Annotated in this window: 12 protein-coding genes and 1 pseudogene; 6 read left to right on the top strand and 7 right to left on the bottom strand. The window is 48.1% G+C overall.

What is annotated here, in order from left to right; genetic code table 11:
• The 6 genes from Q320_RS0101240 to Q320_RS0101215 all read right to left on the bottom strand — a co-directional run bounded on the left by Q320_RS0101240 (position 1) and on the right by Q320_RS0101215 (position 5,522).
• Entirely contained in the window at positions 1-2,481 is a 2,481-nt protein-coding gene (locus Q320_RS0101240; protein ID WP_035851630.1) for a two-component system response regulator, read from the bottom strand.
• A 494-nt stretch (positions 2,482-2,975) separates the two neighbouring features.
• Positions 2,976-3,281, bottom strand: coding sequence for a metal-sensitive transcriptional regulator (locus Q320_RS0101235; protein WP_027467491.1), 306 nt, complete (start codon positions 3,279-3,281; stop codon positions 2,976-2,978).
• Positions 3,265-3,480 (bottom strand): heavy-metal-associated domain-containing protein, encoded by a 216-nt coding sequence (locus Q320_RS0101230; protein ID WP_027467490.1) that lies wholly within the window; start codon positions 3,478-3,480, stop codon positions 3,265-3,267. The genes Q320_RS0101235 and Q320_RS0101230 overlap by 17 nt, the downstream gene beginning before the upstream one ends.
• Before the next feature lie 279 nt (positions 3,481-3,759).
• Positions 3,760-4,524 (bottom strand): Tll0287-like domain-containing protein, encoded by a 765-nt coding sequence (locus Q320_RS0101225; protein WP_027467489.1) that lies wholly within the window; start codon positions 4,522-4,524, stop codon positions 3,760-3,762.
• 170 nt (positions 4,525-4,694) lie between these two features.
• Positions 4,695-5,006, bottom strand: coding sequence for an RnfH family protein (locus Q320_RS0101220; protein WP_027467488.1), 312 nt, complete (start codon positions 5,004-5,006; stop codon positions 4,695-4,697).
• A gap of 87 nt (positions 5,007-5,093) precedes the next feature.
• Complete coding sequence (locus Q320_RS0101215) at positions 5,094-5,522, bottom strand: type II toxin-antitoxin system RatA family toxin (RefSeq protein WP_027467487.1); 429 nt, start codon at positions 5,520-5,522, stop codon at positions 5,094-5,096.
• 48 nt (positions 5,523-5,570) lie between these two features.
• Here Q320_RS0101215 and dnaB point away from each other — a divergent pair, with 48 nt between their 5' ends.
• The 4 genes and pseudogenes from dnaB (at position 5,571) to Q320_RS0101195 (ending at position 10,565) form a co-directional block, all read left to right on the top strand.
• A complete protein-coding gene (gene dnaB / locus Q320_RS17940; protein ID WP_051534360.1) occupies positions 5,571-7,022 on the top strand; it encodes a replicative DNA helicase in 1,452 nt (483 codons plus the stop codon).
• 159 nt (positions 7,023-7,181) lie between these two features.
• Positions 7,182-7,544 (top strand): cupin domain-containing protein, encoded by a 363-nt coding sequence (locus Q320_RS0101205; RefSeq protein WP_027467486.1) that lies wholly within the window; start codon positions 7,182-7,184, stop codon positions 7,542-7,544.
• A gap of 1,152 nt (positions 7,545-8,696) precedes the next feature.
• Positions 8,697-10,160 (top strand): annotated as a pseudogene (locus tag Q320_RS22290) (DNA translocase FtsK); the annotation flags it as partial.
• A 72-nt stretch (positions 10,161-10,232) separates the two neighbouring features.
• Positions 10,233-10,565 (top strand): DUF805 domain-containing protein, encoded by a 333-nt coding sequence (locus tag Q320_RS0101195; RefSeq protein WP_027467485.1) that lies wholly within the window; start codon positions 10,233-10,235, stop codon positions 10,563-10,565.
• A 48-nt stretch (positions 10,566-10,613) separates the two neighbouring features.
• On the opposite strand, the gene Q320_RS0101190 is transcribed toward Q320_RS0101195, so the two are convergent.
• Complete coding sequence (locus tag Q320_RS0101190; protein ID WP_027467484.1) at positions 10,614-11,642, bottom strand: imelysin family protein; 1,029 nt, start codon at positions 11,640-11,642, stop codon at positions 10,614-10,616.
• Between the two features lie 131 nt (positions 11,643-11,773).
• Between Q320_RS0101190 and Q320_RS0101185 the strand changes: the two genes are divergently transcribed.
• A complete protein-coding gene (locus Q320_RS0101185) occupies positions 11,774-12,142 on the top strand; it encodes a hypothetical protein (protein ID WP_027467483.1) in 369 nt (122 codons plus the stop codon).
• Between the two features lie 87 nt (positions 12,143-12,229).
• A complete protein-coding gene (locus Q320_RS0101180) occupies positions 12,230-13,945 on the top strand; it encodes a proline--tRNA ligase (RefSeq protein WP_027467482.1) in 1,716 nt (571 codons plus the stop codon).
• Positions 13,946-14,121: the final 176 nt, after the last annotated feature.

Genomic DNA, 14,121 nt, shown 5'->3' with positions numbered 1-14,121 from the left:
TTAAGGTTCGGTCAACGTTGGAAGGCTAATGCCTTGTTGTATTAAAGTCGTCATTTCTGAATATGGGATGGGCCGGCAGTAGAGGTAGCCTTGGATAATGTGGCAACCAATGGAGAGTAGTGCTGTGGCTTGCTCTTGGGTTTCAACGCCTTCGGCGACTAATTCAAGCCCCAGTGTCGATCCCAATTTCACGATGGCTTCGACAATCGCAGTGTCATTTTTGCTAGTCAGCATTTCATTGACAAAACTTTGGTCAATTTTCAAAACATCCAGCGGCAAACGTTTTAAATAGGACAGGCTAGAGTAACCCGTGCCAAAGTCATCAATCGCAACGCGAACACCCAATTGCCTCAAGGTTTGCAAGGTGTCTTGTGCGGTGTAAATATCCTGTGCTAAGACACTTTCGGTGATTTCTAGCTCTAATAAATCATGCCGAATTTTTGTCATCGCGAGCATATCGGTCACCATACCTAGGAAGGTGGGTTCACGAAATTGCACCGCTGAAATATTAACGCTGATGGTGATCGGGTAACCCTGTTGATGCCATGCGACGGCGTCAAGACAAGCTTGCTGAAGTACATATTTACCCATGGGCACAATCAAGCCAGTTTCTTCTGCCAATGGAATGAAATCGGCTGGCGAAACTAGAAAGTCACCTTTTCTCCAGCGCGTGAGCGCTTCAACGCCGACAATTTTTTGTTGCCGCGCATCGACTTTGGCCTGATAGAACACTTCGAATACTTCATCTTCTAAGGCTTGGCGCATATGCTGTTCGAGCAAATGCCGTGATCGCATATTGTGTTCAATGTCGGACGAGAAAAATTGAAAGCGATTGCGGCCTAATTGCTTGGCTTGATGCATTGCTGAATCTGAGTGGCGATACAGGGCTTCGGCGTCATTGCTGTCTTCTGGGTATAGGCTGACGCCGATGCATGCCGATAAATCATAGCGTCGTTCGTCGATCCAAAAAGGCTCGGCAATCAGATTGAGTACTTTGAGTGCAATATCACCGACCATTTCAAAGCTGATGACTTCGGGTAAAAGCATGATGAATTCATCGCCACCTTGGCGGCTAACTGTATCGACTGAGCGGCAAGCGCCGCGCAGGCGTTGTGCAACTTGTTGTAGTAAATGATCTCCTGTTGCGTGTCCCATCGTGTCATTAATGCTTTTGAAATTATCCAAATCCAATACCAGCATGGCAACGCGCTCTTGACTACGCGCAGCTTGCTGAATGGCTTGAACGATTCGATCTTGCAGCAGCATCCGATTGGGTAAGTCGGTTAACGCATCGTGATAGGCCAAGTGCGTCATTTTGACGGCCATCGCTCGTGCTTCACTGATGTCGTGAAAGACCACGATTGCACCAGTCACTTCGCCGGTTTGATTCCGAATCGGTGCGGCGGAATCTTCAACATCTAATAACACACCATCCCAGCGTTTTAATTTGCAGTTCAACGCCATACCGACAGAGCGATTTTCATTTAAGGCAAAGCGAATTGGATTTTGTAAGTCAAACTCGTCACTGCCGTCACGTAGCGGCATCACGACCTCGATGGGTTTGCCTAAAGCATCATGCTCAAGCCAGCCCGTTAAGGATTCGGCGATGGGATTAACAAAGGTCACTTCTCCTTGCTGATTGGTTGCAATGACGGCATCACCAATTGAATTAAGCGTAACGCGGATTCGTTCTTTTTCTTCAAACAAAGCCGATTCAGCCACTTTTCGGTCGGTAATGTCGACGAGCAACATTAAAAAACCTAAGCAAACGTCATCGACGACGCGCGCTACCAACGTGGCTTGTCCATACAAAACATCACCATCGGCGCGCTGCAGCGTAATATCAAATGAGGTGAGTTTTCCGTCCAATACGGTTTGCAGGTACATATTGATGGCGAGGAAGTTACTTTCACCAATCACTTTGCGCATGGATTGGCCGAGCATCTTTTGTGCGGGGAAGCCAAACCAGCGGCCACTCAAATCATTGCAAAATACGCATTGCAAATCGGTTTGCCAATAGGCGACGAATGCTGGCAAATGATGAATCACATCTTCTAGGTCGCGTCGTGCCAGTGCTAATTGCTGGGTTTCTTTGCGTAGCGCCAATTGCGTTTTAATTCGCGCTCGCGCAACAGGCACATTTAAAGGCTTGGACAGAAAATCCACGCCACCGTATTCCAGTGCTCGCAGTTCTTCGGCGCTATTGGTGTGAGCGGTGACGAAAATAACGGCCACATCGGCGAGTCTTGGATCTGCTTTGAGCGCTTGGCAGACGGCAAAGCCGTCCATGCCGGGCATTTCAATATCGAGCAACACCACATCAGGCAAGCATTTTTGCGCCAAGCTCAGTGCCGACTCACCATCAACCGCAAAGTAAATGTCACCTAAATCATGTACCGCTTCGCGCAGAATGCGGATATTGCTCACTTGATCATCGACAATCATGATCACGGGTGTGCGGAGCAGTTGAGTATCCAGCATGATGTATTCCTTAAGAATAGCTTTCTTAAAGTTAGATCAAAACCAAATAAATGACTGAATTTAAATGTATTTATTTTATGTTTTTATTGTCAGTATTGCTGTGTTGTAGCGTGGTTTTTGAGCCGGTTTTACCGTTTCAATAGCGCGTGATTCTATTTTTTTGAGGGTGTATATCTATAGAGTCTATATTTCAAATGGCATAAATCAATATACTATTGGTTTATAATTTTACTTTGGTGTTGTAAGTTTTTTGAAGCGCATTGTGGTACTGATGATCTGCTTGATTTTCAGAGTGGCTTGAAAAGACGTTGGCTAAAGAAGATTATTTAAATGTTGGCTAGGGCTAAATATGGTAGTGGATGTGAATATAAATTTGAGTGGGTATATGTATGTAGGCTTTTATTTTAAAAGAATACATGGCAATACCTATCTAGCATTGAGCATTAAATGACGTAAAAAATCCCGCATAAATGCGGGATTTTTTCAGTAATCAATTAACCGCGTACTTTTTTCACAACTTGCATCAATTGCGCTGCAGCTTCTTCGCCTTTGCCCGTTTTAAGGGCTTGAGCGATGCAATCTTGGGTTTGTTGTTCGAGCAAGATCAAGCCCAAAGCATCAAGCGCTGAGCGTGCGGCAGCCACTTGATTCAAAATGTCGCCGCTGTATTTTTCTTCTTCAACCATGCGGGTGATGCCCGATACTTGGCCGACGATGCGGTTCAGGCGCTTAACTAACAAATCTTTGTTAGGGCGTGGCATTTGAGTTTTATCTTGGGCTTTCTTAGTGCTTGATGGCATATCCAGCTTCCTCTAGGGTGGTTTCCAGCGATAAACGGCTGGTTTGATTGGCGTCGAACACGATCTGTGCCGCACCAGGGTTTAAAGTGACATTGGCCGACTGCACCCCTGTCACGGCTTGTAGGGCGCGTGTTACGCGAGCTGTACAGCCCCCGCACGTCATTCCTTCAATTTGAATTTCAATGCTTGTGGTGTTCATTGATACTCCATGGTCTTGCCCGCACTACCGTATTTTTGCGCGATTTGAAAGTGGCATTAATGATCGTTTGGGTCATTCATCCAAGCGCAACCAACGGCTGTATCGAATACGCGCCAATCTCTCAATGGGTATGTCGATAGAGGCACTTGCAAAGAGAGTGTTCTGACTCATACCCATGAAGGGTATATTAGGCTGCTTCTGATATACCTGCAAGGGGTATGTTGAGTGGAAACTCCGCTTCTGCGCATTTTTGTGTAGAAACGGAGTGGATTGCTTATTTTACTTGGAAGATTTGCTTCTAAATGCGATGGCAAGAACGAGCAATAGGCCAGCGAAGGAAAGCCAAGCCCATAAATCAAAACCGTTTAGTAATGTTTGAGGCGAGTATTGATATGGAATAGTGACGGCGATTACGCCAGCCACTTTACCAACTTCATAGCCGTATCCTTGATCTGGATACAAATCGCGCACGGCTGCTGGTGCTTTTGCGGCTGTATCGTGGCAGCGCATGCAGGCTTCTGTGGCAACCAAGGCGCGAGCGTAGTGTAATTCACCATTTTCAACCTTGGTAAGTTCGCGGGCGTTGGTTTTTCTGATCTCATTTATCGCATGAGTTTCAAATGCATTGGGTGCATTTTTAGGGTTCATGTATTTGTCAGATGTAATTCTGAATTTGGTGGTTGAGGCCGATTTTTCGGTTAAATCAGAGATTTCACGTTGAATTAAAGCGGGGTTCTTCAAGTGAAATTGCATGATGTCGTTGGCTTCTTCAGGCGTAATTTCACTATTGTTTGCTACTGAAGGGGTGACCACTAATGTGTCAAGGTGAGAGCCGAGGTCGATTTGTTTACCTTTACTGTCCTTAACCCAAAGTCCACGATATTGGGACGCCCATTTGCCTATATTTTCCACCAAATCAGCCACTGTACGAGCCTGTTCAGTGGCTTGACTACGGTAAATGGACTCTCCTGAAAAATAAAGCGTAGAGCCTACAAATAGAGCAATGAGCATAAGCATTACTGAGGGCGTTTTTTTTGCTGACATTAGCTGCGATCCGTTTAAAAAGTCGACATGGTAAAAACTTGGCTTTTTGGGCTGATCGATGCTAATCGAATGAGTTATTCGCGTAAAGTAAAACCCGTAGTAGTTTGCTGATGCAATTGCTTTATTTATTTTAGGCTAGTTGTTGAATTGGAGGCCAATCTCCGCCCGTATTAAGCCTCCCCACCACCTTTTTTCATCACCTTTCCCGCTTCGGCGCGCTGGCGGCGAACTTCTTTTGGGTCGGCAATCAAGGGGCGGTAGATTTCTACGCGATCTTTTTCGCGCAAAACGGTATCTAGCTTGACGGCTTTGGCAAAGATGCCGATCTTTTGTGTTGATAAGTCGATCTCAGGAAATTCGCTCAAAATTCCTGATTTTTGAATGGCTTCTTGTGCCGTGCTGCCGTTAGCTACTTTGACGCTACACAGTTTTTGTTTTTGAGGCGTTGCGTAGACGACTTCAACGGTAATGAATTCGCTCATAAAAACCCCTAAGATGGTTTGTTTGGGTATTGCCTTGGCGGGTATGTTTTAATTGGCTTGGATTGGTATACCCAGTAAAGATTGAAATTAGCCGAATTTTCTATCCGCTTCTTTCACAAAAGCATCCACAAAGGTCGACGTAATTTTGCCAAAGACAGGGCCGATAATCGCATCGAGCGTGCGATTAGAAAATTCATAATCCAATTCAAACTCGATTTTGCAGGCGTCTTCCATTAGCGGCGTAAAGCGCCAGATGCCGGTCAACGCCTTGAACGGGCCGTCGACAAAGTGCATCACAATTTCATTGTTTGATTTGGTGTCGCGGGTGCGAAAAAAGGTACTGACCTTTAAAAACTCAATTTTAATAGTTACATCCAAGACCTCATCACTGCGTTCGTGAACTTCCACGCCGCCGCACCAAGGCAGAAATCGAGGGTAATCTTCAACGCGATCGACTAAATCGAACATTTCTTGCGCTGAATGGGAAACTAGAACTGATTTGCGTAAACACTGCATGGCTTTGAGAGGGTAAAATAGCGAGCTAATTTACCCTGTGATTGATAAATGACTGATTATCGTACCGACCAAGTGAACGAGGCGCAAGCGAGCTATAGAAGCGATGCGCGTCAGCAGGACGAAACCGCGGTGTATCGCATCCCGCCGCACTCGGTTGAAGCAGAGCAATCGGTGCTCGGTGGTTTGATGCTCGACAATCAGGCATTCGATAAAATTGCCGACGTGATTGGCGATGGTGATTTTTATCGTGAAGATCATCGACGCATTTATCAAGCGATTGTAAAACTGGTGGAGCACAATAGGCCAGCCGATGTGATCACGGTTAAAGAGTCGCTCGATACGACCAATGACCTGATGTATATCGGTGGACTCGCCTATCTAGGCTCGCTGGTACAAAATACCCCCTCGGCGGCCAATATTCGCCGCTACGCGGAAATCGTTCGCGAAAAATCGGTGATGCGTCAGTTGGCCAGCGTCGCGACTGAAATCGCTGATGCGACATTCTTTCCCGATGGCCGCGATGCCAAGCAATTGCTCGATGAAGCGGAATCCCGCGTGTTTATGATTGCCGAGCAATCGCAAAAAGGCAGCCAGGGCTTTTTTGCGATGCCGCCCATCCTGAAAGAAATCGTTGAGCGTATCGATTATCTCTATCAACAAGACAATCCTTCTGAAATTACCGGCACGCCGACGGGTTTTATTGATCTGGATAAAATGACTTCCGGTCTGCAAGGTGGCGATTTGATTATTGTCGCAGGTCGTCCATCAATGGGTAAAACTGCATTTTCGATCAATATTGCCGAAAATGTCGCAATTGACAGTAAATTACCGGTGGCGATTTTCTCGATGGAAATGGGTGCCGCGCAGCTCGGGATGCGGATGGTGGGGTCGGTCGGCAAGATCGATATGCACAAGCTCAAAACCGGCCGTTTTGAAGACGACGATTGGCTACGCTTGACGCATGCCGTCGGTAAACTGTCTGAGGCACCGATTTTTATTGAAGAAACTGGCGCACTAACCGCGCTGGATATTAGGACTAAATCACGCCGGTTGGCGCGTCAGTGCGGTGGCCAGCTGGGTTTGATCGTGATCGACTATTTGCAGTTGATGGCCGGTCGCTCAGGCGCAAAAGATCAAAATCGCGCGACCGAGTTGGGCGAAATTTCACGTTCGCTGAAAGGGCTCGCGCGGGAGCTGAAATGCCCGATTATTGCGCTGTCGCAATTGAGCCGTTCGGTTGAGCAGCGGACTGATAAACGTCCAATGATGTCCGATTTGCGTGAATCTGGCGCAATTGAGCAGGATGCCGACTTGATTATGTTTTTGTATCGTGACGAGTATTACAATCCGGACAGCCAGTTTAAAGGCATCGCCGAATGCATTTTGGGTAAGCACCGGAATGGTCCCACCGGCAAAATTCCGCTGGTGTTCCAAGGGATGCATTCACGCTTTGATAATGCACTGATGCGGCCAGATGGCTGGTCGAGCGATTTGGAATAATTGTGCGTTTCAAGACTAAAAGCCTGTGATCACGAAAGGCACGAAAGAAAAGCAAACGAGCTAAAAAGTTAATTGCTAAGGTCCTTGCAAGAAATAGACCGTTTTCGTGTTTTTCGTGGGGGAATTGTTTTTGAACTTGGTTTGCCGCTGGAGTCCGTTGTGGGAATTACACATTTTAATGCACTTGTTGTGCCGACTTTCGATCAGCCTAGAGTCGATCGCTTGGTTTCGGGAAATCCGCAACGCACAACGTGGTCGCATTATGAAAGTTCGGACAAGCAGCTGTCGTGTGGCATTTGGGCTTGTGAAGTGGGCGCGTGGAAAATTCAGTTTGCCGCTGATAAAGAAGAGTTTTTCTGCGTGATTGAAGGCAAAGTATGTTTGTGGGATGAGGCGGGCGAGGGCGTTGTGGTCAGCACGGGTGAAGCTGCGGTGATTCCGGCGGGTTTTGTGGGGCGCTTTGAAGTGCTTGAAGCTGTGCGTAAATATTTTGTCGTGTTAGATCGTTCTGCTACTGCGTAAAAAATGAAAAAAATTAAAAATTTGTTTGAATCTTTAAATAAAAAACTCGATGGCGATGTGTCAGATGAGGTGCTGCAGCAAGCTGCAGAGCAGCATCAGGAGTCCGACCCAAGTAGGCCTGCGCTAGATCGCGTGTTTGAATTGCCGCTGTCGCCCGTCGTGAATGTCGCACAGAAAGGCTTGGCGGGATTGCGCCATGCGGTGGGAATGATTAAAGAGTTAGGATCGCGTGATGCACATGACTCAGCGCCGATGCGTGAAGAGCCTGATTTTGAGCTGCCACCTGCAACTCCGTCAGAAAAAACGCTTGCAAAGCCAGCGCTCGCTAGCTTTTCAAGTCATGGCGAAGTTTTCCGTGAACAAATCCGCACAAGGCCTGAAACCGAACAGAGCGCAGAAATGAGTGCATCAGCAGCAACGCAGCCTAAATCGATACACTCGTTTGAATCCCGAGTAATGCCTGTGATTGAAGCCGTGATACCAAAGCCGGTTGAGTTTTCGCCCATGCCAAGGCGCAAAGAATTGCCGACGATTGATTTGCAGCAAATTCAGCAGAATTTAGCCATTAGCCAGCGTAAATTGGCTGCCGAAGGTGCAAAAATGCCGAGTAAAGCCGCTCCTGCGGCATTGCCAGTGATTGATCCTGCAGAAATTCGCAGCCGCCTGCAAGAAATTCATGCCAAGCCAGCTCCCGTTGAGCGCAGCAAGCGCGGCGCGCCTGCTGCAAGTTTGTCTGCGGCGGTAAGTGCTAAAGCAGTGCAAGCGCAAGCGCACTTGCCTATTGGCGTGAAACCGCCGTTAGCGCCGCCAGTTATTATGCGCCGAGCCGTAGTAGAGCAGGGTATTACTATACAGCCATTGCCTGATGTTGCCTGCATTCATATACCCGTAGAAAATATTACAATTTCTACTTTTGTACCACCTCTGGCAGTTGAGCCGCAATTGGTTACGGCATTCGAAGCGCCTATAGCGATGCCGTCAGTATTCGTTGAGCCTGAGTTTTACCCTGTTGCCGCGCCCCTTAACACAGCTCCAGCGGCGATTACTCGTCCGGCACAATTTTTGCGTCCAGATGAATTAAGCTCGTTAAGCAGTGCCGCCAAGCCCAATTCAGCGTGGGGCGAGTGCGAAAATGGTCTGTGCTTGCCACTCGATTTGTTGCGCCCACCGCTGGTAAGTAAGCAAACCGTGACCGCTGAAGATTTACTGGAACGTAGTATTTTAATTGAAGAAAAACTGACTGAATTCAAAGTCAAAGTCAGTGTGCTTGATGCTTATGCAGGTCCGGTGATTACCCGCTTTGAAGTCGAGCCAGCGATGGGCGTGCGCGGCGCACAGGTCGTCAATTTAGCCAAAGACTTGGCGCGTTCTTTAGGCGTCGCGGCAGTGCGGGTTGTGGAAACTATCCCGGGTAAAACCTGCATGGGTTTGGAACTACCGAATCCAACAAGGCAAATGATTCGTTTGTCCGAAATTTTATCTGCACCGGAATATCATCAACAAACTTCTCCCATCACGATTGCGCTTGGTAAAGATATTACTGGCCTACCCGTGGCGACTGATTTGGCCAAAACGCCGCATATGCTGGTGGCCGGCACGACGGGGTCGGGTAAATCGGTCGGCGTGAATGCGATGATTTTGTCGATTTTATTTAAAGCCACGCCCGATGAAGTGCGCTTTATTATGATCGATCCGAAAATGCTGGAATTGTCGATTTACGAAGGCATTCCGCATTTGCTTGCGCCCGTGGTCACTGATATGAAACTCGCCGCCAATGCGCTGAACTGGTGTGTTGGCGAAATGGAAAAACGCTATCGGCTGTTGAGTGCGCTCGGTGTACGTAATTTGGCGGGCTTTAATCAAAAAGTCGCTGATGCCGCTGCCAAAGGCCGCAAGCTGACTAATCCATTTACGTTGACGCCAGAAGATCCAGAGCCGCTCGAACACTTGCCGCTGATTGTCGTTGTCGTCGATGAGTTTGCCGATTTGATGATGGTCGCAGGGAAGAAAATCGAAGAATTGATCGCGCGCTTGGCACAAAAAGCGCGTGCCGCTGGGATACATTTGATTTTGGCGACGCAGCGCCCGTCGGTGGATGTGATTACCGGCCTGATTAAAGCCAATATTCCAACGCGCTTGGCGTTTCAAGTGTCGAGTAAAATTGATAGCCGAACAATTCTCGATCAAATGGGCGCGGAAGCCTTGTTGGGGCAGGGCGATATGCTGTTCTTGCCACCGGGAACCGGCTATCCAACGCGAATTCATGGCGCTTTTGTCGATGATGCCGAAGTGCATTGTGTCGTCGAGTATCTGAAACAGCTTGGCGAGCCAAACTATGTTGAAGGTGTCTTGCATCCAGTGGTCGGTGAGGATGGCGGCAGCAGCGGTTGGTCGGGCGGTGCCAGTGAGGGCGAAGAAGCTGATCCACTCTATGACGAAGCGGTCGCTTTGGTGCTCAAAAGCCGTCGCGCCTCGATTTCTGGCGTGCAGCGGCAAATGCGCATTGGTTACAACCGCGCGGCGCGTTTGATCGAGCAAATGGAAGCCGCTGGCTTGGTCAGTTCGATGGAGACGAGCGGCAACCGTACCGTATTGGCACCACCGCTGGCAGAATAATTTACTTACACTTGCCTTGTGCCGGACTTGATGATTTGATGGTGGCGTTAAAATCTATTTGTGGTGTGAGTGATGAAATTTGAAGAATCAATTAAGATTTGTTTTAGCAAATATGCCGATTTTAAAGGGCGTGCAATTCGTTCTGAATACTGGTGGTTTGCGCTGTTCACGTTTTTAGTCAGTATTGCGCTGGGTATGTTTAGCGAAGTGGCTTCAGGGTTGTTTTCATTGGCGACTTTGTTGCCATCACTTGCCGTAGGCGCACGTCGTTTGCATGATACGAACCGCAGTGGTTGGTGGCAATTAATTGGTCTTGTGCCGGTGATTGGTTGGATTGTGCTGATTTATTGGTTTGCCCAAGAAGGTCATGGCCAGAATCGCTTTGATGTGGATGGCGAAATTTAATCCCTGCGTGATGAAGTAAAGAGGCCAGCGTAAAGCTGGCCTTTTTTATTATTTCTTTTCAGTTCGAATATTCAGCGCGGGGGCGACTTCAGTTTTAAGTGTATTGGCTAACTGGTCGGCCGCTAAATTGATTTTTTCAGCTGTTTTTGCGTTTGGGCTGGCATCCAGCTGAGTGCTTGCGGCTTCGAGTTGCGCTAGTTGTTTGGCGGCTTTTTGCCATAACGCGGCTTTATCACGCGAGATTAAGTAATCGTCTAAGCCAATGCCGCCGTCCTTACCTTCGAGCAAGATTTTAAGGCCTTGCACATTGGCTGCAATTCCTGCTGCAGTCGCACCTGTTTTTGCGTCTTGCCAATTATCGGCTTCGCCGCTGAGCTTTAAGTTGCGAAAGCTGCTGGCGCCCGCAATGATTCGGTTTAAATATTCGGTCACAAACTGACCTGGGTACGACACATCATATGCCGCGCCGCGAATCAGCCCCGTCCATTCGTATTGCTGAACGGTAATTTGTCTTGCTGTGACTTGGGTTTGCCATTGCAAATAGGCGCAGTTTTTATCTTGTTTTAAAAGCTGTAATGTTTGGCTTGTCGTGCCGTGGAATAGTAAGCTAGCGATAGCTGGCATACCTATGGTGCCATCAGGCAATTTCATGCCGTGAAAATGCGCTTCGCCATCGACCATGGCGCGATCTGGCGTTTGTTTACCTTGTTCGACTAAATCTGCCAATGGCGCTGCGGGGGATTCAAAAATCCGACCATTGTTTACATTATTACTTGGGCCAATCGGGGCGATTTCAATTTTTCGCCAAGCGATCAGTGTTGCTAAGTAAGCTTTGCGTGCGCTCGATAGTGCTTCTGGGCTGGGTTTGTTACAGAGCTGTTTGCTGCTAGCAACGAGTTGCGTGCTGGCTTGCTGTAGCTGATCGTAATGGGGGGTGATGACGTCTTTCATCATTGCCATGCTGAGTTCTGGTGCGGTAACGCGTTTTATTTCGACGGCATCTTCTGCGTGTGTCAGCCCGTGCAAGAAAAAAGCACTGAGCGCCAAAATAGTAAAAGGTTGAATTAATTGCTTCATGGCAGGTCTCCTCATTATTGTGCGTAATTGATACCACAGCAGACGTTACGGTGTCAGCAATTTTATTCAAGTTGAAAATTGATTCGCCTTGTATAATTGCGCGCAATGTTTTTTCATTCCTAGGAAGTGCAATGAGTTTTTATATTCGCCCTGATGATGTGCCTGAGTTACAAGGTTTAACGCGCTGGGAGCAGCGCGTTCTACTGCGCGGGACTTTTATCAAAGAACGTGCCATGTCGACCGTTTTTTTATTGCTGGCGGTGTTAGGCAGTGTGCAGTTTGTGATTAATCCCTTAGTTGATCGTTATGCGCCGCAGATTCGCGATGAAAATATGATCTATGCAGGGATTTTGGTGGCGTGGTTGCTGTTTTTGATGTGGGCACGCGATATGGTCATGATGAATATATTGCGTCCTAAAATCGCGGTCAAACGTGCTGAAATGAAAGCGGTAGAAGTTGCGAAGCTTGAAGCTGAGCGTGCTGCATCGACTGCGGATTAAGGTTCAATTGCGCGCGATGCTGCCAGCGTAACGGGTATCGCGTACAATTGCTGACTGCTTAAATTATTTTCTTGGAATGACTTTCTCATGCGCACTTCGCAACTATTTATCTCTACTAAAAAAGAAGCCCCTGCCGAGGCCGAGTTGTTGTCGCACAAATTGATGCTGCGCGCCGGTTTGATTAAGCGTTTGGGCTCAGGTTTATATACGTGGATGCCATTGGGCTTGCGCGTATTGCGTAAAGTAGAGGGTGTAGTGCGCGCTGAAATGAATGCCGCTGGTGCGCAAGAATTATTGATGCCCGCCGTGCAACCGGCCGAGTTATGGCAAGAAACAGGTCGTTGGGAGGTGTTTGGCCCGCAAATGCTCAAAATCACCGACCGTCATGAGCGCTCGTTCTGTTTTGGCCCAACCCACGAAGAAGTGATCACCGATATTGCACGTAGCGAATTGCGTTCGTACAAACAATTGCCAGCCAATTTCTACCAAGTACAAACCAAATTCCGCGATGAAATCCGCCCGCGTTTTGGCGTGATGCGCGCGCGTGAATTTATGATGAAAGATGCGTATTCATTCCATGCGTCATTTGAATCGCTGCAGCAAACTTATGATGTGATGTACGGTGCGTATAGCAAAGTCTTTACCCGTTTGGGTTTGAAATTCCGTGCTGTTGCGGCTGATACGGGCGCGATTGGCGGCTCGGGCTCGCATGAATTTCATGTGCTCGCTGATGCGGGTGAAGATTTGCTCGCCTATTGCCCAACGAGCGATTACGCCGCTAACGTCGAGTTGGCCGAAGCGTTTTCGCCTGCCGCACCGCGCGCTGTGCCAGCTGAAACAATGCGCGATGTGGACACGCCAAAACAAACCGCGTGCGCCGATGTGGCCGCTTTGCTGGGGGTTGGCATTGAGCGTACCGTCAAAATGATCGCATTGGTAACGGTGGCGAATGAATTTGTCGTAGCTTTGTTGCGCGGCGATCATAGTTTGAATGAAGTGAAAATCGGTAAGCTCGAAGGCATGGCAGATTTTCGCTTTGCAACGGATGAAGAAATCCGCAGCAATTTATCTTGCCCACCAGGATTTATTGGTCCCGTTGGAATTGCGGCCGGCATTCGCGTGATCAGCGATTTAACTGTCGCGGCGATGAGCGATTTTATTTGCGGCGCAAACAAACCGAAATTCCATTTGGCTGGCGTGAACTTTGGTCGTGATTTGCCTGAGCCAACTATTGTGGCCGATATCCGTAATGTAGTGAGTGGCGATGCTTGCCCAGATGGCAAGGGCGGCGTGTTGGAATTGTGCCGTGGAATTGAAGTGGGGCATATTTTCCAATTGCGCACTAAATATTCAGAAGCGATGAATTGCGTGTTTGTGACCGAGCAAAATACGCAGCAAGCGATGGAAATGGGCTGCTATGGCATTGGTGTGTCGCGGATTGTGGGGGCTGCAATTGAGCAAAACCATGATGATCGCGGGATTATTTGGCCAGAAGCAATGGCGCCATTCAGCGTTGCTGTCGTTGCGGTGGGCTACCATAAATCGGAAGCCGTTAAAGCGGCGGCTGATGATTTGTATGCAAAATTGATCGCCGCCGGTGTAGATGCCTTGCTCGATGATAGAAACGAGCGCCCAGGTTCGATGTTTGCAGATATGGAATTAATCGGCATTCCGCATCGCGTGACGATTGGTGATAAAGGTTTGGCCGATGGTATGGTTGAGTATGTTGCACGCCGTGCTGGTGAAATGCAGAAAGTAGCGCTCAATGAAATACAAGCATTTTTGCAAGGCGTAGTGCAGTAATAATAGGTATTGCTCTGCAGCCATTATAATGTAATGGCTGCAAGCATATACGTTGTGGTTTTACTGGGGTGCATGCCGGAGGCTTTAATCTTGCCCTTGATCGGCTGAAACGTCAGCGAATATTGTTGGTTTGTGCTGCTGTGGCTAAATTTGTAAAGATGAATCGAATATAAAGG

The sequence above is a fragment of the Deefgea rivuli DSM 18356 genome (assembly GCF_000620145.1).
GTDB classification, from domain to species: domain Bacteria; phylum Pseudomonadota; class Gammaproteobacteria; order Burkholderiales; family Chitinibacteraceae; genus Deefgea; species Deefgea rivuli.
Note: the sequence above shows the minus strand (reverse complement) of the source record. Positions and strands in the feature narration are given on the sequence as shown.